Source organism: Streptomyces sp. 2-1, from assembly GCF_048564895.1.
In the GTDB taxonomy this organism is placed as follows: Bacteria; Actinomycetota; Actinomycetes; order Streptomycetales; family Streptomycetaceae; genus Streptomyces; species Streptomyces phaeochromogenes.
Genome location: NZ_CP183383.1, coordinates 3,761,733 through 3,783,849, shown reverse-complemented (window position 1 = coordinate 3,783,849; position 22,117 = coordinate 3,761,733). Strand labels below are relative to the sequence as shown.

Sequence of the window (22,117 nt, the reverse complement as noted above, 5' to 3'; positions counted from 1 at the left end):
GACGTGGCTTGTTGGGTGCGGGTGGGTGGGGGCTGGTCGCGCAGTTCCCCGCGCCCCTAAAAGCCACAAGATTGCGCCGTTCCCCGCGCCCCTGAAGGCGCGGGTGAGAGGTGCGGACCCGCGGCTCCCCTCCGGGCGCGGGCCCGCACCTCTTGTGCCGGGGCCGGGAGGGTCCTGGACCTCCCGGCCGGCGAGGGTCCCGTTGCGGGATGCGGGGCCCTCGGGCAACCGGTCCGGTGGTCAGCCGACCCGGTCGACAGCGGCGGCCGGCCAACCGGCGCCGTTCGGCGGCGTGTTCGGCCAGCCGGTGGCCTGCTGCGGCACGGGTTGGGGCACCGGCTGCGGCATGGCCTGGGGCTGCGGTTGCGGGAACCCCTGCGGCTGACCCTGAGCGTTGACGGCGGTCAGCCCTCCCGGCATGCCCGTCGTGCCACGGGTCTGGGCGGCCGTGAGCGGCTGCGGCTGCCCGGGGATCCCGTTCGCGGCGGCGGCGAACTGCTGCGGCTGCCCGGCCATTCCGTTGGCTGCCGGGGTGAACTGCTGGGGCTGGCCCACCATTCCGTTGGCCGCGGCCGTCAGCGGCTGGGGCTGTCCCATCATTGCGTTCATTCCGTTCGCGGCGGCCGTGAGCGGCTGGGGCTGCCCGGCCATCCCGTTGGCCGCGGCGGCGATCCCCGGATAGCCCTGCCCGCTGGTCGAACTGACGAGCCGGTCCACCGCCGCCGTACCCGAGCTGTAGCTGGTCCCTGTGCCCAGCTCGGGCACGGCGGCTCCCCTCCTGGTCCCGTAGAGCACCGACTCCATGCCGGACACCAGGCGACGCACGTCCGTCTGGGGGCGCACCACGAGCCGCAGGAAGCGACTGGACGAGCCGATCTTGTTGCCGCACTCGCGGACCAGGATCCGGTGCTCGGTGAGCAGTCGGTCCCGGACCACGGTGCCTTCGGCGCCCACGGGGAGGCGCACGAAGAGGAAGTTGCCCTGCGAGGGATAGACCGTGAGGCCGGGCAGCGTGGAGAGCTGGCGGGCCATGTCGAGCCGGTCGCGGCGCACCATGTGCAGGCTCTCCATGTACTCGGCCCCGTAGTCCTTGAGCATGAAGACCACGGTCTCCGCGAAGGCGTTCAGGTTCCACTTCGGCAGCATCGAGCGGATCTTGCCCGCCAGGCCCGGGTTGGCCACCATGTAGCCGAACCGCACGCCGTGCAGGCCGAAGTTCTTGCCGAGGCTGCGCAGCACGATGACGTTGGGGCGCATCACCGCTTCCTCGACGATGCTCGGCTCGTTCTCCGCGTCGGCGAACTCCAGGAACGACTCGTCGATGACGATCAGGTCGAGGTCGGCGAGCGCGTCGCAGAAGGCCAGGATCGTCTGCTTGGGCAGGAAGCCGCCGTCAGGGTTGTTCGGGTTGCAGATGACGGCCGCGCGGGTGCCCCTGGAGCGGATGAACTGGATGTACTGGGCCGGGTCGAGGGCGAAGCCGTTGCTCTCCTGGAGCGGGAACATGTCGACGCGCTTGCCGGTCTCCAGCGGCTGGTCGGTCCAGCGGCCGAAGGTGGGGACGGGGATGGCGAGCGACTCCCGGACCAGCAGGTGGTCGATCCAGGTGATCAGTTCTGTGGACCCGTTGCCCATCGCCACGCACTGCGGCGGCAGTTGGAGCAGGTTGCACAGCTCGGCGGTGATGGTGTCCGCGCTGCTCGGGTAGTACGTGATGATGTCGCGCAGCCGGCTGGTCAGCTCGTCCATCATCCGGGGCGAGGGAAAGTACGGATTGCACGGGATACAGAAGTCCACCGGACCCGCCTCCCCGCTCTCGCGTGCCAGCGCGGCCATCGAGGGGCTGTGCGCGCCGGTGCGGAACAGCGAGGTGACATTGTCGGCCATGGACCCTCCGTCCTTGAGGGGCGGCCCGAGCGGGGATACGCGGGCCGCCCACTAGTACGGGTGGCTGTGTGTCTCTGTTCAACGACTGTGAATTCATGTGGAAGTTGTGAACCCGCTGTGAAGATTGATCACAGGTCGAACGAATGGACCGTCGTCGAGCGGTACGTCTCACCGGGCCTGAGCACGGTCGACGGGAACTCCGGGCGGTTCGGCGAGTCCGGGAAGTGCTGGGTCTCCAGGCACAGCGCGCTGCCAGGACCGTATGCCCGGCCGCCGGGGCCCACCAGGGCGCCGTCCAGGAAGTTTCCGGAGTAGAACTGCACACCGGGCTCGGTCGTGGCGATGCTCAGGATGCGGCCGGAGACCGGTTCGCGCAGGGTCGCGAAGTGCTCGGGTCGCTCGGTGAGCCCCTTGTCGAGGACCAGGTTGTGGTCGAACCCCTTGGTGTGCAGGAGTTGTCGGTCGGACCGGCCCAGGTCCTCGCCGACGGTCTTCCGCGTACGGAAGTCGAAGGCGGTGCCCGTGACCTCGGCGAGCTCGCCGGTGGGGACGAGGTTCGCGTCGACCGGTGTGAAGCGGGACGCGGCGACCGTCAGTTCGTGGTCGTGCACGGAGCCGCCGCTCTCGCCCGCGAGGTTCCAGTACACGTGGTTGGTGAGGTTGACGACCGTGGCCCGGTCGGTGGTGGCCTCGTAGTCGATGCGCCAGTCGCCGTTGCCGGTGAGCGTGTACGTGACCTTCGTCGTCAGTGTGCCGGGGTAGCCCATCTCGCCGTCGGGGCTGGTGCGGCGCAGGACCAGGCCCACGTCGGAACCGGAGGTGAACTCCTCCACGGCCCAGACGTGCTTGTCGAAGCCGTCGGGCCCGCCGTGCAGGTTGTTCCCGCCGTCGTTGACCGGGAGTTGGTGGTCCTCGCCGTCGAGGGTGAACCTGCCGCCGGCGATGCGGTTGCCGTACCGGCCGATGACGGCGCCGAAGTACGGCGAGGACGCCTCGTACTCCTCGATCGTCCCGAGACCGAGCGACACGTTCGCGTACCGGCCGTGGCGGTCCGGGAGTTCGAGCGACTGGACGGCTCCGCCGTACGAGAGGACCTTCAGCCGGGTGCCGCCGTTCTCCAGCGACCAGCGGTGGACCTTCGTGCCGTCGGCGAGCGTTCCGAAAAATTCCTTCACGGTCGTCCTGTCTTCCAACTGTCTTCCAGGGCTTGCCTGCTGCCGCGGTACGTAAAGAAGCCGTACACAGAGAAATGGGCCCCGCGGGCATGCGCCCGCGAGGCCCCACCTGCAACGTTACGAACCGACCTTGCGCTTGTTCCACACGTCGAAGCCGACCGCCGCGAGGAGCACCAGGCCCTTGATGACCTGCTGCCAGTCGCTGCCGACGCCGACGAGGTTCATGCCGTTGTTCAGGACACCGAGGACGACACCACCGATGATCGCGCCGAGGACCGTGCCCACGCCGCCGCTCATCGACGCGCCGCCGATGAACGACGCGGCGATCGCCTCCAGTTCGAAGTTCACACCGGCCTTGGGCGAGGCCGCGTTGAAGCGGGCCGCGAAGACCAGACCGGCCAGCGCCGCCAGCATGCCCATGTTGAGGAAGACCAGGAAGGTGACCTTCTTGTCCCGCACACCGGACAGCTTCGCCGCGGGCAGGTTGCCGCCGATCGCGTACACATGGCGGCCGATGACGGCGTTGCGCATCACATAGCCGAAGCCCACGACGAGGACGCCGAGGATGATCAGCACCACCGGGGCGCCCTTGTAGCTGGCGAGCATCATCGTCACCGTGAGGACGGCGGCGACCAGGGCCACGATCTTCAGCAGGAAGAGCTTGGCGGGCGGCACCTCGAGGGCGAACTCCTGCTGCCGCCTGCGGTCCCGGACCTCCTGCAGCACCACGAACGCGATCACGGCGAAGCCGAGCAGCAGCGTGAGGTTGTGGTAGTTGGTGTCCGGGCCGACCTCGGGAAGGAAGCCGTTGGAGACGTCCTGCAGACCCTTGGGGAACGGGCCGATGGTCTGGCCCTCGAGGAAGATCTCGGTCAGACCGCGGAAGAGCAGCATGCCCGCGAGGGTGACGATGAACGAGGGTATGCCGAGATAGGCGATGAAGAACCCTTGCACGGCCCCCGCGGCGGCGCCCAGGAGCAGGCACAGCACCACGGCCACCGGCCAGGCGATGTCGTGGTTGACCATCAGTACGGCGGCCACCGCGCCCACGAAGGCGGTGAGCGAGCCGACCGACAGGTCGATGTGGCCCGCGATGATGACGAGCATCATGCCGATCGCGAGGATCAGGATGTAGCTGTTCTGCAGCACCAGGTTGGAGACGTTGCGCGGCAGCAGCAGGTCGCCGTCGGTCCACACCGCGAACAGCACCACGATCAGACCGAGAGCGATCAGCATGCCGTACTGCCGCATGTTGCGGCGCATACCGTCGATCATCAGCTGCAGCAGGCCGTCGCCCCCGGTCGAGTCGCCCTTGCCGGCGGGCGCCGGCGCGGGGGACTTGGCGGTCACGTTCGTGCTCATCGCTCTTACCTCTTGTCCTTCGTCATCTGGCGCATCAGCACTTCCTGCGTGGCCTCGGCCCGCGGGACCTCACCGGTCAGCCGTCCGGCGGCCATCGTGTAGATGCGGTCGCACATTCCGAGCAGTTCGGGCAGCTCGGAGGAGATGAAGACGACCGCCTTGCCCTCGGCGGCCAGTTTGTCGATGACCGTGTAGATCTCGAACTTGGCGCCCACGTCGATCCCGCGGGTCGGCTCGTCCAGGATCAGCACGTCCGGACCCGCGAAGATCCACTTGCTGAGGACGACCTTCTGCTGGTTGCCGCCCGACAGCTTGCCCACCGGCTCGAAGACCGTCGGCGCCTTGATGTTCATCGACTTGCGGAAGCGCTCGGCGACCTGCCGCTCCTCGTGCTCGTTCACGACACCGCGCTTGGCCACCTTCCCCAGGGCACTGAGGGAGATGTTGCGGTTGATCGTGTCGATGAGGTTGAGGCCGTAGTGCTTTCGGTCCTCCGTCACGTACGCGATCCCGTGCTTGACCGCCTCGGGCACGGTCTTCGTACGGATCTCCGTGCCGTCCTTGAGGACGGTGCCGCTCGCGTACCGGCCGTAGGTGCGCCCGAACACGCTCATCGCGAGCTCGGTGCGCCCGGCGCCCATCAGCCCGGCGATGCCGACTATCTCCCCGCGGCGCACCTGGATCGACACGTCGTCGACGACCTTGCGCTGCTGGTCGATCGGGTGGTGGACGGTCCAGTTGCGGATCTCCAGGGCCGGAGCCGCGCCCGCCTCCGTGTCGTGCGGGGTGCGCTCCGGGAAGCGGTGGTCGAGGTCGCGCCCGACCATGCCGTTGATGATCCGGTCCTCGGTGGTCTCCGCGGCCTTCACGTCGAGGGTCTCGATGGACCGCCCGTCGCGCAGGATCGTCACCGAGTCGGCGACCGCCTCGATCTCGTTGAGCTTGTGCGAGATGATGATCGAGGTGATGCCCTGGTCCTTCAGACCCCGGATGAGCTCCAGCAGCTTGCCGCTGTCCTCGTCGTTCAGAGCCGCCGTCGGCTCGTCGAGGATCAGCAGCTTCACCTTCTTCGACAGCGCCTTCGCGATCTCGACGAGCTGCTGCTTGCCCACGCCGATGTCGGCGACCCGGGTCTCCGGGTGATCGCTCAGCCCGACCCGCCGCAGCAGTTCGGTCGCGTGCTTCAGCGTCTCGCTCCAGCTGATGAAGCCGCGCGTGGCGTGCTCGTTGCCGAGGAAGATGTTCTCCGCGATGGAGAGGTACGGCACCAGCGCGAGCTCCTGGTGAATGATCACAATGCCGTGCTGCTCGCTCGCCCGGATGTCCTTGAACTGGCAGGACTCGCCCTCGAAGAGGATGTCCCCGTCGTAGGTTCCGTGCGGATGGACGCCGGAGAGGACCTTCATGAGGGTCGACTTTCCGGCGCCGTTCTCACCGCAGATGGCGTGGACCTCGCCCGGCCGGACGCTCAGGGAGACGTCCGACAGCGCCTTGACGCCGGGAAAGGTCTTGACGATCGAGCGCATTTCCAGGACGGGTCCCGCCATGGTCGTGCCTTCCAATCCCTAGGGGGTGGCGGTTAGTTGACCGCGTCGGCCTTGACGTAACCGGAGTCGATGACGACCTTCTGGTAGTTGGTCTTGTCGACGCTCACCGGGGTCAGCAGGTACGCGGGCACGACCTTCGAGCCGTTGTCGTACGACTTGGTGTCGTTGATCTCGGGCTTCTTGTCGTTGAGCACCGAGTCGACCATGTTCGCGGCGACCTTCGCGAGCTCACGGGTGTCCTTGAAGACGGTCGCCGTCTGCTCGCCCGCCTTGATCGACTTCAGCGACGCGACCTCGGCGTCCTGGCCGGTGACGACCGGCATCGGCTTGCTCTTGCCGTAGTCGTCCGACTTCAGCGCCGACAGGATGCCGATGGAGATGCCGTCGTACGGCGAGAGCACCGCGTCGACCTTGCCCTTCCGGTAGGCCGCGGTCAGGAGCTCCTCCATGCGCTTCTGGGCGGTGCCACCGTCCCAGCGCAGCGTGGTGACCTGGGTCAGCTTCGTCTGGCCCGACTTGACCACCAGCTGCTTCTTGTCGATGTAGGGCTGCAGGACCTTCATCGCGCCGTTGAAGAAGTACTGGGTGTTGTTGTCGTCGTTCGAACCCGCGAAGAGCTCGACGTTGAACGGGCCCTTCTTGGAGCCGTCCTTCAGACCGAGCTTCTCGACGATCTGGGTGCCCTGCAGCTCGCCGACCTTCTCGTTGTCGAACGACGCGTAGTAGTCGACGTTCGGCGAGTTGAGGATCAGGCGGTCGTAGGAGATGACCGGGATCTTGGCGTCCTTGGCCTGCTGGAGAACGTTGTCGAGCGACTTGTTGTCGATCGCCGCGATGATCAGGGCGGAGACGCCCTGCGTGATCATGTTCTCGATCTGCGAGACCTGGGTGTCGGGGTCGTCCTCGCCGTAGGCCAGCTTGGTCTTGTAGCCGGCCGCCTTGAGGTTCTTCTCCACGTTGGCGCCGTCGGCGATCCACCGCTCGGAGGACTTCGTCGGCATCGCGATGCCGACGGTGGAGCCCTTGGCGTCTCCCTTCGTGTCCTCACTGCCGCCGTCGCTGTCCTGCCCGCAGGCGGAGAGGGTGAGGGCCAGGGAGGCGGCCGCGGCTATGGCGGAAAGCGCTGCTTTGCGATTGCGCATGATCATCTTCCTTGATGTTCTGACGGGGCTCGGTCTGGAGCTTCGAGGAGCCGGAGTGAGGAACGGACCGAGAGCAAGTGTGTGGGATTGTGTTCGGCCGCGTCGTCTTTTGTGAAGGGGGTGTGTTCGGAACGTTATGAGGGAATGTCAAAACGTTGGAGTGTGCCCGGGAGCCTGGAGCCGAGCGGCGCCATGTCGCCGTCCGCCCCGTGCCGCGCGAGCAGGTCCAGCGCAAGCCGGCCACGCCGTACCCTCTCCCGGGCCGTGGACAGCGTCACGTCCCGCATGTGGTGGCCGTACGGGTAGATCCCGGGAGCCTTGGACAGGCCGAACTTCAGGTACAGCGGGGCGCCGCGGCGGATCAGCTCGGCGACCTCGTACATGCGCACGTACCCGCCGAGATCGTCGGGGGCCTCGATGTACATGTCCATGGGGGCTGCGCTGACCCTGCGGATCTCCGTCAGGTGGTCGAGCGTGAGATCGCTCGGCACGTTGATGGAGTCGCCGCCGAGTTGCTCGTACACGGCGTACGCGGCCGGGTTGACCGGGCCTATCAGCGCCGAGACCTTCAGCGTGGTGTCCGCCGGGATGATCCCGGCGACCCGGGCCCGGTGCAGGGTCCAGAGCACGCCTTCGTCAGCCACGAGGAGGCACTTTACGCCCAACTCTGTTGCACGGATGGCGTCTTCGAGACAACCTGCGACCGCATCGTGACCACGGGCGCGCAGCCCGCCGCCCCGCGAGTCGGTACGGGTCGAGCCGCCGATGTCCCACGTGCCGCGCGGGCCCGTGAAGAGGCAGAGCTCGATGTCGCGCTCCTCGGTCGCCTCGACCATCTCGGTGATCTCGGCGTCGGTCAGCATCCAGATGCCGCTGCCCTGGCTGATCCGGTGGATCGGCACATCGAGCCGCGAGGACTCCTTGAGGACCACGGCGAGCGCCTCCGGCCCCTCGCACGAGGGGATCTCGGTGCGCCAGCGGCCGCCCTCCGGGAAGGCGTGCGGTGAGGCGTCGGCGGGGGAGAGGGCGGGTGCGCCCAGGCCGAGCGCGGCGAGCGCCTGCTCACCGGGTCGACGGGCCGCCTTGGGAGAAGGGTCGGTCACGAGCTGTCCTTAGCTGGAGCTGGCTTTGGCGGGTTTTGTGTTCGATGTGCCGGACGTGGTTCGTGGCGGTGGATGTACGCCGGTACGGAGCGTCAGGTCTCCGTACCGGCGTACGGATCGGGGGCGGCCGGTACCGCGGGCCCTAGGGCCGCAGCAGCACCTTGCCGACCTTCGGGTCGCCGGACCCCACCAGCTCGATGGCGTGGGCGAACTCGTCCAACGGCAGCTCGTGCGTGACCAGCGGAAGGGGATCGAGGAGACCGGCACCGAAGACCCGCACCGTGTGCGCCCAGGCCTCCGGCGGCGCCCCGAACACGGTGTGCACCTCCAGCTGCCGTACGACGAGATCGGTGGGGTCCAGTCCCTCGGCACCCGGAGCCGGGATACCGGTGAGGACGAGCCGTCCGCCGCGCCGCAGCAGAGAGGCGGCGGTGGTCGCGGCGGTCGCAGACCCTGCCGTCTCGATCACCACGTCGAAGTCGTCGGGCAACTCCTGGTCCCGGGTACGGAAGTCGGTCGCGCCGAACGTCTTCGAGAGCTCCTCGCGGTCCGGGCGAGTGCCGACCACGAGCAGCTCCGAGGGCGAACCCGCCTTCAGGAACTGCACGGCGAACATGCCGAGCGTCCCGGTACCGACGACGGCCACCCGCTCGCCGGGCCGCGCGTTCGCCTTGAGCGCCGCCGCCGCGATGCAGGCCGCGGGCTCAAGGAGTGCCGCCGCCGTCAGATCGGCGTCCTCCGGCAGGACGTGCAGCAGCCGGGCGGGCAGTGTGAGCGTGGCGGCCATGGCGCCGGGCTGGGTGAAGCCCGTCTCCTCGTAGCCGGCCGTGCACAACGTTGTCTCGCCCTCGTGGCAGCGGTCGCACACCTGGCAGTTGCGGAAGCCCTCACCCACCACCTTGCGGCCCACCAGGCCCTCCGGGACCCCCGGACCGACCGCCTCGACCGTGCCGGACCACTCGTGCCCCGGCGTCAGCGGGTAACGGACGTACCCCTCGGGCCGGTTGCCCTGGTACACCTCGCGGTCACTGCCGCAGATACCGCTCGCGTGGACCCGTACGAGCGCCTCCCCGGCGGACGGGGCGACGGGCTCGTGGGCGGCCAGCCGGTGCTCGCCGGGGCCCTCGATGACGACGGCCTGCGCGGCGCTCATGACTGCTCCGTGTCGGTGGTCGGGGTGCCAACAGGGCGGTGGCCACGGCCTCTTGGGTCCGCCGCGACGCTGCTCGACCACAGCGGCGCGTTACGGCGGTGCCTGAGCGCCCCGCGGGAGACGTGACGGTGAAGCCGCGAACGGTCGTCCCTCGCCGCCGACGCCGCCGCGGTGGAGCCGCACTGGGCACCGCCGTGCGCTCGCCCGGGCGCGCGGTGGCCCCCTGGACCCTGGCGGGTCCGCTCGGCCGTCCGCGGCCCGTGGTCCAGCCCGGTGCCGGGCGCCGTCACTTGCCGCCGCCCTTCGGCTTGCGCTGCTCCCAGCCGTCCGCCCACAGGTCGAAGCGGGCCTGCTGCTGGGGGAACTCGGCCGCCGCGTCCGTGTCCAGCTCGACGCCGAGACCCGGCTCGTGCGACAGCTCGAAGTAGCCGTCGACGACCTGCGGGGCACCCTTCACGACCTTCTTGATCTCCGCGTCCGCGAAGTCGTTGAAGTGCTCCAGGATCTTGAAGTTCGGGGAGGTGAAGCCCACTTGGAGCGAGGCGGCGGTGAGGACCGGGCCGCCCACGTTGTGCGGCGCCACGAGGACGTAGTGGGCCTCGGCGGTCGCCGCCAGCTTCCGGGTCTCCCAGATGCCGCCGATATGGCCGACATCCGGCTGGATGATGTCCACGGCCTGGCTCTCGAAGAGCTCGCGGAACTCGATGCGGTCGTGGATGCGCTCGCCGGTCGCGACCGGGATGTCCACCTTCGCCGCCACCTTCTCCAGCGCCTTCAGGTTCTCCGGCGGGACCGGCTCCTCCAGCCAGGCCGGCTTGAAGGGCGCGAGCTCGCGCGCGAGGCGGATCGCGGTGGCCGGCGAGAAGCGGCCGTGCATCTCCAGCATCAGCTCGGCCTCGGGGCCGATCGCGTCCCGCACGGCCTCGATCAGCGAGACCGCGTACAGCGACTGCTCATGGTCGAGCTCGAAGTGACCCGTCCCGAACGGGTCGATCTTCAGCGCCTTGTACCCGCGCGCGACGACCTCCTGGGCCGCCTTGTGGTACGCCTCCGGAGTGCGCTCCGTGGTGTACCAGCCGTTCGCGTACGCCTTCACCCGGTCGGTGACCTTGCCGCCCAGCAACTGCCACACCGGTACGCCCAGGGCCTTGCCCTTGATGTCCCAGCACGCCATCTCGATCACGGCGATGCCGGACATCACGATCTCGCCGGCCCGCCCGTAGTCGCCGTACTTCATGCGACGCACGAGGTCCTCGACAGCGAAGGGGTCGGAACCGAGAATGTGGTTGGCCTCCGCCTCCCGCAGATAGCCGAGCAGCGCGTCGGTGTGCCCGAGCATGCGGGTCTCACCGACTCCGGTGATGCCCTCGTCGGTGTGCACCTGGACATAGGTCAGGTTGCGCCACGGCGTCCCGACCACGTGTGTGCTGATTCCGGTGATGCGCACGGAAATTGCCCCTTGTGGCTCTACGGCTCTGTTCGAAATTTCGTCACACGTTCGAAATGCTGGCCAGACAGTAAGGATTCGGCGGCGGCAGTGTCAATGGGTCGAACGCACAACGGTTTCGACGCGATGGCACTGGAAGGCGGCGAATGGTCCGGCCTGTCCTCAACTCGCCCAACCGGAACGGGCAGTTCAGCACAGAACTTTCACAGCTGTGACTGTGAACGTGACCTGCGCGGAGTTTAGTCTTCCGGCGTCATGGACTACTGCCACCCGTGCCAAAGGCACCTCAATGGCGCCCTCGCTTGCCCGGGGTGCGGTACATCGGCCGAAGCGTGCCGGGAGTACGCGGCTTCCCTTGAGGACCGCGAGGACGCCGTCGACGAGTTCGACGACGACCCGGAGGGCGACGAGCCGACGGGTGGACGCCGGTCCCGGCGCCGGGGCGGTCGCGGGGTCCGTGCGAGCCGGCGCGACCGGCGGGCCGCGCTGCACCGGCGGCGGCGCAAGCGGGTGCTGCTCGTGGGTGCGGGGCTGTTGCTCGCGGCGGGCGGGCTCAGTCTGGCCGAGCTGGGTATAGAGGCCCCCTCCTCCGAGCCGAAGGCGGCAGCGGCGGACGACGCGTCGTCCGGTTCCTCGGCCTCCGCGGACGGTTCGTCGTCGTCCGACGGCGACGGCTCCTCCGGCGGGGCGGGCGGGGAGTCCCCGGACCCATCGGCGTCCCCTTCGACGTCGGAGTCGAAGAAGCCCAAGAAGGACAAGGACGACGAGGACAAGAAGGAATCGGCCAGCCCGTCCCGCTCGACCGACCCCAGAACCTCCACCCCCGCCCCGAACGACACCACCCCGGGCGACACACCCCCCTCCGCCCCCGCCACCCAGGCCCCGGCCCCCACGGCCGACGACCCCACCCCGGACCCCACCCCCACAGAAACGTGCACCCGTTTCCTGTGGTGGTGCTCGTAACCTCCGCCAGCCTGGCGCCCCCTGGGGGCCGCGGGTCGCCGGCCGCGGATCACCGTTAGCCGCCCGACTGCGCCCCGCCGTTGGTCACCTGCGCAGTTCCCCGCGCCCCTAAAGGGCCACTTCAGGCCTGGCCCGCGCCCTTCAGGGGCGCGGGGAACGGCGCGGCCAACTGAGACCGACGTCCACGCGACAAACGACCTGGCCTTTTTTGGGGGCGCGGGGAACGGCGCGGGCAACACAGACCAACGGCCACGCGACAACCGGGCCCGGTCTTCAAGGGGCGCGGGGAACTGCGCGAGCAACAGAGACCAACGGCCACGCGACAAACAGGCCAGCCCACCGGTTCCTCAGGGGCGCGGGGAACTGCGCAACAGGCCCCCCACCGACCCCGGCCTAAGACCCCCCTGATCCCCCCACCCCGGCGGAGCCATCCAGCATCCGCAGAAGCAACCCCCGCAAAGCCACCCGCTCCTCCCGAGAAAGCCCCGCCAACGGCTCCCGGGCGAACCGCAGGGAATCCCGCAGACTCCGAGCAACCCCCAACCCCTCCACGGTCACGGCGGCCAGCTTCACCCGCCGGTCCGCAGGATCGGGCCGCCGCTCGACCAGCCCCCGCACCTCCAGCCGATCCACGATCCCGGTCACATTGGACGGCTCGCACTTCAGCTTCTGGGCCAGCCGCCGCATCGGCAACGGCTCCAGCGAGAGCAGACTCAGCAGCCGAGCCTGCGCCCCGGTCAGCGCATGCTCCGCCGCCGCCTCCTCGTACTCCTCGTGGTAACGCGCCACCACCGTGCCGATCAGGTCGACGACCTCGAGCGTCAGAGGGTCGATTCGGGGAGTCTTCTGCGTGGACATGCGCTCCAGGTTACCCCCGTTACTTGACATCATGAAATATTCAGGCGCATCATTGTTTCAGGTACTGAAGTATTTGCGACACCAGAGCCCCGAGAGCCGCTCAGAGCCGCTGTCCCCACGGAAAGGCGCCCCCCATGACCGACACCTCCGCACTCCCCGCCGTCAGCCGCGAATGGCACCTCGTCAGCCGCCCCGTCGGCTGGCCGAAGCCCGAGGACTTCGCCCTGGTCGAGACCGAGGTGAAGCGGCCCGGCCCGGGCCAGGTCCTGGTGCGCAACGAGTACCTGTCCGTGGACCCGTACATGCGCGGCCGTATGAGCGCCGCGAAGTCGTACACCGCCCCCTTCGAGCTCGGCAAGGTCATGCAGGGCGGCGCGGTCGGCGAGGTCATCGCCTCGAACGCCGAGGGTTTCGCGGTCGGCGACCGCGTCCTGCACTTCTTCGGCTGGCGCGACCACGCCACGTTCGACGCCAAGAGCGCCGTCAAGGTCGACCCCGAGGCCGCGCCCCTGAGCACGTACCTCGGCGTCCTCGGCATGACCGGCCTCACCGCGTACGCGGGTCTGCTGCGCACCGCCTCCTTCAAGGAGGGTGACACCGTCTTCGTGTCCGGCGCGGCGGGAGCCGTGGGCAGCCAGGTCGGCCAGATCGCCAAGCTCAAGGGTGCCTCGCGCGTCATCGGCTCGGCCGGCTCCGACGAGAAGGTCAAGCTCCTGGTGGAGGAGTACGGCTTCGACGCCGCCTTCAATTACAAGAACGGCTCCGTGAGCGAGCAGCTCAGGGAGGCCGCCCCGGACGGCATCGACGTCTACTTCGACAACGTCGGCGGCGACCACCTGGAGGCCGCGATCGGCTCCCTCAACCTCCACGGCCGGATCGCGATCTGCGGGATGATCTCCGTCTACAACAACACGGAGCCCGCCCCCGGCCCGAAGAACCTCGCCCGCCTCATCGCGACCCGCGGCCGTATCGAGGGCCTCCTCGTCGGCGACCACTACGACCTGCAGCCGCAGTTCGTCCAGGAGGTCGGCCCCTGGGTCGCCTCCGGTGAGCTCAAGTACCGCGAGACGGTCGTCGAGGGCATCGAGAACAACCTGGAGGCGTTCCTCGGCGTCCTGCGCGGCGAGAACACCGGAAAGATGATCGTCAAGCTCTGAGGCGGACGCCGGTGACAGCGGCGACGCCGGTGACAGTTACATCGGTCTTCTGCTGGACTTCCGACATGCGGTAACTTCTTTCCGAAACTGTCGCGAGTCGTGGGCGCGAATCGTGGCGGACCAAGGAGGAAGCCACCGCATGTCCATCCAGCAGACCGACGTCCTCTACACCGCCGTCGCCACCGCCGAGAACGGCCGCGACGGCCGCGTCGCGACCGACGACGGCACGCTCGACGTCATCGTCAACCCGCCCAAGGAAATGGGCGGCAGCGGCACCGGCACCAACCCGGAACAGCTCTTCGCCGCCGGCTACAGCGCCTGCTTCCAGGGCGCCCTCGCCGTCGTCGCCCGCCAGGAGAAGGCCGACATCACCGGCTCGACCGTCACCGCGAAGGTGGGCATCGGCAAGAACGCCGACGGCTTCGGCCTCATAGTCGAGATCTCCGCCAACATCCCGAACATAGACCCCACCACAGCCCAAGCCCTCCTGGCGAAGGCCCACCAGGTATGCCCCTACTCCAAGGCCACCAAGGGCAACATCACAGTCACCCTGACCTGACCACGGGCCCTTCGGGGCAGCCCCTTTCAGGCAGCCTGGGCACCGGTGTCTTTTCTCTTCAAGGGGCGCGGGGAACTGCGCGAGCAACTGAGGCCAACGGTCACGCGACAAACAGGCCCGGTCTTTAAGGGGCGCGGGGAACTGCGCGAACAACACAGACCAACGGCCACCGGACACACGACCTGGTCTTTCAGGGGCGCGGGGAACTGCGCACCCAGCCCCACCAACCCGCACCCTCAAACACCCCCGGTTCATGAGGGGCCGCTCAAGAGAGCGCCCCCTCATGAACCACCCGAACCAACCGCTGATTCTCCGGCGCGGCCCCACCGGGAAACGCACAACGCCGCCGCGTATACCCATACGCCAGCCCACTCCGAGGATCAGCAAACCCCTGCGATCCCCCCGCCCCACTGTGCCCGAACGCCCCGGCCCCCAAGAACGGATGCCACATGTCACCCGTGGCCTGAAACCCAAGCCCGTAGGACTTATGAGCACGGGCAATCAGGTCGTACCCGACCGAGTGGATCTGCCCAACCTCCGCAACCGCATCCGGCTTCAGCAACGCCCCCCGCCCGTCGACCTGACTGATCGCCGCCGCATACATCCCGGCGATCCCCCGCGCGGAGGCGACCCCGCCCGCCGAGGCGGAGCCAAGTGCCCGCACGGTACGGGAGTTGGGAAAGTCCATCAGCGACGCGGCCCCCGGCACATGCTCGTTGAACGCGATGGACGACAACGTGTGCGGCCCCTTGGGCGTCGCGTCCAACAGCGCCTGCTCAGGCGGAGTCGGCGCCATCGGCAGGACCGAGAGATACCGGTGCTCCTCAGACTCGGGCAGCCCCAGATAGAACCCGAGCCCGTACGGCGCCCGCACCCGCTCCTCGTAAAGCTCCTGGAGCGTACGACCAGTGGCACGCCGTACGACCTCACCGGTGAGCGCGCCGATCACCAGCGCGTGATAGCCGAACGCCGACCCCGGCCGCCAGAACGGCCGCTGGGTGGCGAGGCGTTCGGCCACCACCCGGTCGTCGGCCAGCTCCTCGACCGTGAAGCCCGCGTCCGCCCCGACCACGCCGGCCCGGTGCGCGAGCAGCTCCCGCAGGGTCACCGCGCCCTTGCCCTCGGCGGCGAACTCCGGCCAGTAGTGGGCGACTTCACGGTCGAGCTCCAGCGTGCCGTCCTGCACGAGCAGGGCGACCACCAGATGGGCCGCCCCTTTCGTGGAGGAGAAGACACCGAACAGCGTGTCGCCGTCCGTGTCCGCGCCGGTCCAGAGATCGACGACCCGCCGCCCCCGTACGTACGCGCTCAACTGGCCCGCGTAGTCCGGGCGTTCGGCGGCGACGACGGACGCGAACTCCTCGCGCACCGCCTCGAAGCCTTCGGCGACGGTGCCGTGGATCTCCTGTGTCATCCGTACTCTCCTCGTGTCACGGTGCCCTGGGAACGTCCCTCAGGACACGGTCAGCAAAGCACGCGCGACCTGTGGGAACTGTCCCTTCGGGTGATCACGGAACAGCGGCTCGGTGCCGAACAGGACGGCATGCGGCCCGCTGACCACTGAGGCCAGGCCCGCCGCCTGCGCCGGACCGCCGCTGCCGTCCTCCAGGGCACGCCAGTGCCCGGACACGAGCGGGTTCCCGGCCGCGTACGACTGCTCCACACGGACCCCGGGGCCGAGGTCCGTGAACCACAGCGGCGCGTAGACGAAGCTGTGGTCCGGGGCGCCGGAGGTCACTCCGCCGCCCGAATTGACCACGCGCACCACGCCGTTGGCGTCACCGTTGCCCTCGACCGGCTCGACCGAGAGCAGCCCGGTGGCGGCGTTGAGGGCCGCTCCGGTGGCTCCGCGGCCGACGAGGCCCTTACGGTCCAGGAAGGCGTCCAGGGCGGCGCGTGCGGCCGTGTTGAGGCCTGCGTGGTTCAGACCGGCGGAGGCGAACAGGACGTCCGCCTTCGACCAGTCGAAGCCCGCGTTGAGGATCGCCGTGGAGACGGGGACGACGTCGAAGTTCATCTCGCGGAGCGCGAACAGCTCGCCCGGCGTGACGGCCGCGGCGACCCGTACCCGGTGGAGCGGGGTGGTGCCGGTCGCCTTCGTCGCGTCGAAGGCCACGTCGTACTTCTTCGCCAGGACCACCGCCTTCGCGCGGGCCGAGGCGGGCACGACCGCACTGCCGTCGGCCGCCCGCCGCACCGAAACCCCGTCCGCGAGAAGGGAGTTGAGGGCCGCGATCTCACGCGCGTCGTCGAGCCGCAGCCGAAGCGTGCCGCGAGGCGCCACATAACCGACGTTCGCGGCCTCGTGGACCGCGCGGCCCGGCACGGAGAGCTTCGACGAGGACGTCCGAACGGTGTCGACCGTCGCACCCCACAGCCGGCCCAGACTCCAGCCCGAGATGTCGTACATCACCGACACCTTGTCGCTGATGTCCCGCCCGTCGGCCAGCATCACATTGGCCATGCCGCGCTTGGGCTGGCGCAGATCGACGACGTACGACCCCTTCGCGTACGTCTTCCCGCCGAGCCTGAAGTCCTTTGTCGCACGCCGGACCTGGACGTCGTTGGCGAGCAGGTGGTCGACGAGCCGGGCCGCGGCGGTGGCCGAGCGCTGTGCCTTCGTGCCCGCCGGGATCACGTACGCGCGCGGGAAGTCGGTCGTGTAGACGTCCTCCGGGCCGATGCCCGGCACCCCCGGAACGGTCTCCGGCGACACCGGGACCTGCGCGGCGCCCGTCACGCTCCGCCGGAAGACCTCGATCTGGTCGGCGATGAGCGAACTGCGGTGGCTCTGCGTGTAGTTGAGGCTCGCGCGCATCGCCGCGCCCGCGATGTCCACGTTGATCGCCGAACGGCGGCGCAGCTCGGCGACGGGCAGGTCGTCGTACTCGTCGTTGTTCACCGCCATCGGGAACTCGACCGTGTGCGCCGCGACCGTGCCGTGGAACGGCATGTACTGCGGGGTGAAGATCGGAGGCCAGTCGTCCCAGCCCTCCTCCTGGTCCCGGAACGGGATCTGGGCGGGCTCCACACCGTCCTTCGCGGGTGTGTAGCCGAGGCCGTTGACGGCGGCCTCCATGCCCAGGGCGTTGGCGTAGGTGTTCTTCAGGAACAGGTCGTACTCGTAGTTCTCGCCGTGCGGGGGAGTGGTGGGCTCGATGAGCGTGCCGTTGACGTACCCGTGCAGGTCGACCATCACGGCCGGCTGCTTGTCGATCGCGATCTGGCGCATCGCGCGGACCTCGGGCTGCGAGGCGGTCACGAAGTCACGGTTCAGATCGAAGCCGTTGGCGTTGGCGCGGGTGCCGGCGATACGGCCGTCCGGGTTCGCGGTGATGTTGAAGTACACGCGGTTGCGGGCGAGGAGATCGGTGGTGGACCGGTCCTGGGCCGTGGCGAGCTTCTCGATGAGCTTGAGGGCCGCGTCCGTGCCCTCCCACTCGTTGCCGTGGATGTTGTTGTTGAAGAAGACGGGCGTCTTGTACGTGCGCTTGACCGACGCGTCCTTGGCGGCGGCCGAGGGCGCGTTCTCGATCAGCTCGCGCATACGCTCCTGGGCGCGGGCCTGCCGCGTGGACTCCGGCGCGGTGACGGTGACCAGATAGAGCCGGTGGCCGCCGGCCGAGCGCCCAGCGACCTCCACACTCACCCGGTCGCCGAGCCGCTGGAGTGCGTTCAGCTTCGGGGCGATGGCGTGGTACGGGGTGAGACCGAGCTTGATGGACTTGTCGGCCGGGTTCACCGGGTCCGGGGTGAGCACCTGCTCGCGGGGGTAGCCGCGGGTGCCTCCGGCGGTTCCGGTGCCGTCCGTGAGCTCGGTGACCGGGGTGGTGAGGGCGCGGTCGGTGGTGCTCTCCGGGGCTTTGGCGGCGGCCCGGTCGGAGAGACCGGAGAGGCCGGATCCCTCACGGACCGGGGGAGCGGGCCGTGGCGTCGGGTCGGCCACGGCGCCGTTCGGGGTGAGCAGGAGCGCCGCCGCCGCGGTGGCGGTGGCCGTGGCGATCAGGGCGGGTCTCGGTAGACGCACGCGTACCTCCGCTGGAGTTGCTGTGGACATGCCTGGACATCGGTACGCGGAGGTCTACCTGTTCGACTCACGTGCAACAAGAGGGCGTTGCCGTCACCGGTGCCACGGGTTGCCGCGGATTGCCGCGGATGGTGGGTCCGGGTGTTGGTGGAGCGGGCATGCTGTGCGTGAGGCGAGGAGAGTCCATGGCAACGATTCCGTCGCTCCCCAGCAGGGATGACGTGGCGCGTATCGCACGGAACACGACCGACATCACCGGGCAACTGCTCGACACCGCGGGGAACATCACGCGTATCGCGATCAACACCTTTGATCCCAGGGACGGTTCCGGGGCGGAAGCGCTGCGGGTGGTGCGGCAGACGACTGCCGAGCTGGCCGAGGCCAGTGCCTCGCCGGAGGCCCAGGAGGCCTTCTACCGGATCGTGGACACGTTGACGCGGCTGGGGGTGAGCGGGGCGCCGCTCGCCGTTCACCCGGTCAGCGAGCCCGCGCAGGCGCTGCTCACGGCGCTCGGGGACAGCCTGCTGCCGGTCCTCGACGCGGTGGAGCCCGCGGTGGAGGAGGCGGCGGAGGCGCTGGGCGAACTCGTGGACGCCACCTCGCCGTTGCTGCCCGCGGCGGCGGGTGTGGTGGCGGGTGTGCTCCTCGCGCTCGCGCCCCTGATCCGTGCCGCGGCGGACGTGCTGCGGGACTCGTCCCCCGAACTGCGCCGAATCGCCGACGCGTTGACCGCGGCGCTCGCCCCGCTGGTCCCGTTGCAGGTTGCCTTGGCCGAGCGGGCCGCCGCTGCGGGGGCGGGGGTTGTGCGGGTCGCCCTGCCGCCACTGGCCGACCTCACGGAGGCAGCGGCTGCCGGCCTGAAGGCGGGCCGTCCCCTGCTGATCGCCGGGGAAGAGTTCGTGGTGTCCGGCCTCGAACGACTCCAGCCGCTGCTGCTGGTGTCCGCGTCGAGGGTGGGGAAGGTGGCTCGGGCCGGCGCGGTACGCGTCTCCGCGGCGGTGTCGCCTGCGGCGGAGCGGGGGGTCGTGGTGGCGGTCCACCCCGCCTGACGTCTGCGGGTGGGTGGGGCTGGCAGCGCAGTTCCCCGCACCCCTAAAAGACTGCGCAGTTCCCCGCGCCCCTGAACAGACAGGCCCTGACGCCCACTTCTCGGGGACGGCACGAGCACCCCAGGTCGGCGGCGCTTTTTAGGGGCGCGGGGAACTGCGCGGGCAACTCAGGCTGGCCCGCACGTGGTGAACAGGCTGGTGCTTTTAGGGGCGCGGGGAACTGCGCGAGCACCGCAGGTTGGCCCGCACCTGGCGAACCGACCTCGGCACCGGTGCTTTTCAGGGGCGCGGGGAACTGCGCGAGCACCGCAGGTTGGCCCGCACCTGGCGAACCGACCTCGGCACCGGTGCCTTTTATGGGCGCGGGGAACTGCGCGGGCACCCCAGGCCAACCCGCACCTGGCGAACAGGCCTCAGCCCCCGCTCCCTTCAGGGGCGCGGGGAACTGCGCAACAAGCCAAGGCGGCCCCCAGCCACCCCAACCACCAGGCGGAGCCCCCGGTATGGTGCAGGTATGCATGATCTTGGCGTCGGCCTGCGCTACTTGTTGCGGGGACAGCGGTGGGTCACCCGCCACGGAAAACAGTTCGGCTTCGGACTGATCCCCGGCCTCATCACCCTCGTCCTGTACGCCGCCGCCCTCACCGCCCTGGCCCTCTGGGGCACGGACTTCACCGCCTGGGCGACCCCCTTCGCGGACGACTGGTCGAGCCCCTGGCTAGGCCTCTTCCGCGGATTCCTGACGGCCGTCCTCTTCGCCCTCGCCCTCCTCCTCTCCGTGGTCACGTTCACCGCCGTGACCCTCCTCCTCGGCCAGCCCTTCTACGAGAACCTCTCGGAGAAGGTGGACCGGGACGTCTCCCCGGACGGCACGGCCCCCGAGTCGGGCCTGCCCCTGTGGCGCGAGCTGCTGATCTCCGCACGGGACAGCCTCAGGATCGTGGCGAGGGCCCTGGTCTGGGGCGTACTGCTCTTCGCGCTCGGGTTCATCCCGTTCGTCGGGCAGACCGTCGTCCCGGTGATCGGTTTTTTCGTCACCGGCTTCTTCCTCACCGAGGAACTGACGGGGGTCGCCCTGCAACGCCGCGGCGCCGTACTCCGCGACCGCCTCACCCTGCTCCGTTCCCGCAAGATGCTGATCTGGGGCTTCGGCACCCCGCTGGCCGTCGCCTTCCTCGTCCCCTTCGTCGCGGTGTTCCTGATGCCCGGCGCGGTCGCGGGCGCCACTTTGATGGCCCGCGATCTGATGGGCGAGGAGACCCGCGAGGAAGAGGACGAGGACGACGGAGAGCAGGCCGGCCGCGTCAGTCGGTGACGTCCGCGTCCGCCGCCACCTTCAGGATCGACCGGACCTGGGCGATGATGTCCAGCCGGTTCTGGATGAACTGGGGGTCGGTGACCGTCCCGCTCGCCGGATCCGTGTTGCCCGTCCCGAACTGCAGGACCGGCGTGTGGACATGACCGCCGGGCAGCGAGTCGGTGAGGCCCAGCCGGTCCCGCAGAAGCGTCGCGCGGTACGCGATCTCGTTGGAGAGGTAGTCACCGCCGCCGCCCGCGCGGGCGGTCGAACCGGGGGTCGGCCCTTCGGGGCGTACGACGGGAGTGGTGCCGCCGGCCGGGATCTCGGTCACGGAGGTGTTGTCGTACACGGGGAAGCGGCCCGTGCTCGCGGCCACGATGTCCTTGTACGGCAGGGTCGTCGACGTCCACTGAGGCTGCGAGGCCGGGTCGGTGACCGGGATCGTCTCGGTGCGGGAGAGGTTCTCGTTGTCCCCGAAGCCGCCGCGCCAGGCCCCGTTGGTGCGTTCGACGTCGAACCGGCCCACCCGGCCCTGGCTGACCGTCGTGAACAGGTCGACGCGGGGGAGGTGCCGGCGCAGGGTCCGCTCCACCGTGCCGTCGGCGAAGTCCTGCCAGCGGACCGGGAAGACGGCGGTCTCGACGCGGGCCGGGCCGTCCGCCGTCTCGATCACCGTGCCGTCGAGGGCGAGGGCCGTGGCTCCGGACGGGTTGGAGATCCGGATGTCCCGGTCCAGCGTGAACGGGTCGAAGCCGGTCACCAGGATCCGCTTGACGCCCTTGGAGTGCGGATAGCGGATGGTGTCCTGCCCGCGGGACGTACGCTCAAGTGAGGCGAGAAGGCGGGTCCGTTGGGCCTCGGTGAGGCCGAACTGCGGCTCCCACTGGCGTACTTCACGGGTCATGCCGAGCCGCGCCCAGTACAGAGGCCGGTCGTCGTCCCGGCTCAGGTCGCCGCCCGCCGGGCCCCGGCCCTGCGCGCGGTCCACCGCCCGCTGCCACAGCCGCGCGCCCTGCCGTTCGACCACACGCTCGGCCTGCGCGTACGAACGGGCCTTGCCCAGTGCTCGTACGAACTCCGGTGCCACCGTGGCGAATCCGGAGCGGGCCAGGATCTCCTGGGGCGCCGCCTTGTCGAGTCGCCGCTCCTCCACGGTGGGCGCGGCGGCGGGGTCCTCCGCCGCGTGGGCGGGCGGGGCCGCGAGGCCGGTCAGCAGGGCCAGGCCGAGGGCACCGAGCTGAACACGTATGTACGTCAAGGTAGTTCAGGTCCTTCCGTCGCGAGTGGGGGCCGTCGTCGGATGGCGGCAGTATGCGTGACGGAAGGGGCGCGCGCCATGCCGCGTGATCAGCGGGGTGTGAGAGCCAGGTGAGGGCCGCGAGGATCCT

General features: G+C 69.4%; 17 protein-coding genes. 5 read left to right on the top strand and 12 right to left on the bottom strand.

Annotated features, from left to right (window positions below; all coding sequences use genetic code 11):
- Positions 1 to 240 precede the first annotated feature (240 nt).
- From ACN20J_RS16735 to ACN20J_RS16700, 8 genes are all read right to left on the bottom strand, one after another.
- Positions 241 to 1,887, bottom strand: a complete 1,647-nt coding sequence (locus ACN20J_RS16735; RefSeq protein ID WP_189838034.1) for a pyridoxal phosphate-dependent aminotransferase — start codon at positions 1,885 to 1,887, stop codon at positions 241 to 243.
- Between the two features lie 128 nt (positions 1,888 to 2,015).
- A complete protein-coding gene (locus tag ACN20J_RS16730) occupies positions 2,016 to 3,062 on the bottom strand; it encodes an aldose epimerase family protein (RefSeq protein WP_361994302.1) in 1,047 nt (348 codons plus the stop codon).
- A 117-nt stretch (positions 3,063 to 3,179) separates the two neighbouring features.
- A complete protein-coding gene (gene mmsB / locus ACN20J_RS16725) occupies positions 3,180 to 4,424 on the bottom strand; it encodes a multiple monosaccharide ABC transporter permease (protein ID WP_190228036.1) in 1,245 nt (414 codons plus the stop codon).
- Between the two features lie 5 nt (positions 4,425 to 4,429).
- Positions 4,430 to 5,971 carry a multiple monosaccharide ABC transporter ATP-binding protein gene (gene mmsA, locus ACN20J_RS16720; RefSeq protein ID WP_361910593.1) on the bottom strand — a complete coding sequence of 514 codons (1,542 nt, stop codon included), beginning with the start codon at positions 5,969 to 5,971 and terminating at the stop codon, positions 4,430 to 4,432.
- A 32-nt stretch (positions 5,972 to 6,003) separates the two neighbouring features.
- Entirely contained in the window at positions 6,004 to 7,113 is a 1,110-nt protein-coding gene (gene chvE / locus ACN20J_RS16715) for a multiple monosaccharide ABC transporter substrate-binding protein (protein WP_189838038.1), read from the bottom strand.
- Positions 7,114 to 7,247: 134 nt separating this feature from the next.
- Positions 7,248 to 8,216, bottom strand: a complete 969-nt coding sequence (locus tag ACN20J_RS16710) for a hypothetical protein (protein WP_055617380.1) — start codon at positions 8,214 to 8,216, stop codon at positions 7,248 to 7,250.
- A gap of 142 nt (positions 8,217 to 8,358) precedes the next feature.
- Positions 8,359 to 9,369: a zinc-dependent alcohol dehydrogenase gene (locus ACN20J_RS16705; protein WP_189838039.1), complete on the bottom strand. Its 1,011-nt coding sequence runs from the start codon at positions 9,367 to 9,369 to the stop codon at positions 8,359 to 8,361.
- Between the two features lie 286 nt (positions 9,370 to 9,655).
- A complete protein-coding gene (locus ACN20J_RS16700) occupies positions 9,656 to 10,816 on the bottom strand; it encodes a mandelate racemase/muconate lactonizing enzyme family protein (RefSeq protein ID WP_143631699.1) in 1,161 nt (386 codons plus the stop codon).
- A 255-nt stretch (positions 10,817 to 11,071) separates the two neighbouring features.
- Here ACN20J_RS16700 and ACN20J_RS16695 point away from each other — a divergent pair, with 255 nt between their 5' ends.
- Entirely contained in the window at positions 11,072 to 11,779 is a 708-nt protein-coding gene (locus ACN20J_RS16695) for an SCO2400 family protein (protein ID WP_190228040.1), read from the top strand.
- Positions 11,780 to 12,172: 393 nt separating this feature from the next.
- Here the strand turns inward: ACN20J_RS16695 and ACN20J_RS16690 are convergent, their stop codons facing one another.
- A complete protein-coding gene (locus ACN20J_RS16690; protein ID WP_190228041.1) occupies positions 12,173 to 12,637 on the bottom strand; it encodes a MarR family winged helix-turn-helix transcriptional regulator in 465 nt (154 codons plus the stop codon).
- 134 nt (positions 12,638 to 12,771) lie between these two features.
- Between ACN20J_RS16690 and ACN20J_RS16685 the strand changes: the two genes are divergently transcribed.
- Positions 12,772 to 13,794 carry an NADP-dependent oxidoreductase gene (locus ACN20J_RS16685; protein WP_419666208.1) on the top strand — a complete coding sequence of 341 codons (1,023 nt, stop codon included), beginning with the start codon at positions 12,772 to 12,774 and terminating at the stop codon, positions 13,792 to 13,794.
- Positions 13,795 to 13,933: 139 nt separating this feature from the next.
- Positions 13,934 to 14,353, top strand: coding sequence for an organic hydroperoxide resistance protein (locus ACN20J_RS16680; protein WP_419666207.1), 420 nt, complete (start codon positions 13,934 to 13,936; stop codon positions 14,351 to 14,353).
- Positions 14,354 to 14,618: 265 nt separating this feature from the next.
- On the opposite strand, the gene ACN20J_RS16675 is transcribed toward ACN20J_RS16680, so the two are convergent.
- Positions 14,619 to 15,767, bottom strand: a complete 1,149-nt coding sequence (locus ACN20J_RS16675; protein ID WP_361896605.1) for a serine hydrolase domain-containing protein — start codon at positions 15,765 to 15,767, stop codon at positions 14,619 to 14,621.
- Between the two features lie 39 nt (positions 15,768 to 15,806).
- Complete coding sequence (locus ACN20J_RS16670; protein ID WP_419666206.1) at positions 15,807 to 18,410, bottom strand: M14 family zinc carboxypeptidase; 2,604 nt, start codon at positions 18,408 to 18,410, stop codon at positions 15,807 to 15,809.
- A gap of 155 nt (positions 18,411 to 18,565) precedes the next feature.
- On the opposite strand from ACN20J_RS16670, the gene ACN20J_RS16665 reads away from it, so the two are divergent.
- Both ACN20J_RS16665 and ACN20J_RS16660 read left to right on the top strand, forming a co-directional pair.
- Positions 18,566 to 19,429, top strand: a complete 864-nt coding sequence (locus ACN20J_RS16665; RefSeq protein ID WP_419666205.1) for a hypothetical protein — start codon at positions 18,566 to 18,568, stop codon at positions 19,427 to 19,429.
- 514 nt (positions 19,430 to 19,943) lie between these two features.
- Entirely contained in the window at positions 19,944 to 20,744 is an 801-nt protein-coding gene (locus ACN20J_RS16660; protein ID WP_190228046.1) for an EI24 domain-containing protein, read from the top strand.
- Here ACN20J_RS16660 and ACN20J_RS16655 read toward each other — a convergent pair.
- On the bottom strand, positions 20,734 to 21,987 hold the full coding sequence (locus ACN20J_RS16655) for a pyroglutamyl peptidase (RefSeq protein WP_362304434.1): 1,254 nt from the start codon (positions 21,985 to 21,987) through the stop codon (positions 20,734 to 20,736). The genes ACN20J_RS16660 and ACN20J_RS16655 overlap by 11 nt on opposite strands.
- Positions 21,988 to 22,117 lie beyond the last annotated feature (130 nt).

Coding starts and splice junctions, on each gene's coding strand:
- ACN20J_RS16675 (WP_361896605.1), bottom strand. CDS start 15,767: ATGACACAGGAGATCCACGGCACCGTCGCCGAAGGCTTCGAGGCGGTG.
- chvE (WP_189838038.1), bottom strand. CDS start 7,113: ATGCGCAATCGCAAAGCAGCGCTTTCCGCCATAGCCGCGGCCGCCTCC.
- mmsA (WP_361910593.1), bottom strand. CDS start 5,971: ATGGCGGGACCCGTCCTGGAAATGCGCTCGATCGTCAAGACCTTTCCC.
- ACN20J_RS16690 (WP_190228041.1), bottom strand. CDS start 12,637: ATGTCCACGCAGAAGACTCCCCGAATCGACCCTCTGACGCTCGAGGTC.
- ACN20J_RS16665 (WP_419666205.1), top strand. CDS start 18,566: ATGGCAACGATTCCGTCGCTCCCCAGCAGGGATGACGTGGCGCGTATC.
- mmsB (WP_190228036.1), bottom strand. CDS start 4,424: ATGAGCACGAACGTGACCGCCAAGTCCCCCGCGCCGGCGCCCGCCGGC.
- ACN20J_RS16680 (WP_419666207.1), top strand. CDS start 13,934: ATGTCCATCCAGCAGACCGACGTCCTCTACACCGCCGTCGCCACCGCC.
- ACN20J_RS16695 (WP_190228040.1), top strand. CDS start 11,072: ATGGACTACTGCCACCCGTGCCAAAGGCACCTCAATGGCGCCCTCGCT.
- ACN20J_RS16670 (WP_419666206.1), bottom strand. CDS start 18,410: ATGTCCACAGCAACTCCAGCGGAGGTACGCGTGCGTCTACCGAGACCC.
- ACN20J_RS16735 (WP_189838034.1), bottom strand. CDS start 1,887: ATGGCCGACAATGTCACCTCGCTGTTCCGCACCGGCGCGCACAGCCCC.
- ACN20J_RS16685 (WP_419666208.1), top strand. CDS start 12,772: ATGACCGACACCTCCGCACTCCCCGCCGTCAGCCGCGAATGGCACCTC.
- ACN20J_RS16660 (WP_190228046.1), top strand. CDS start 19,944: ATGCATGATCTTGGCGTCGGCCTGCGCTACTTGTTGCGGGGACAGCGG.
- ACN20J_RS16705 (WP_189838039.1), bottom strand. CDS start 9,369: ATGAGCGCCGCGCAGGCCGTCGTCATCGAGGGCCCCGGCGAGCACCGG.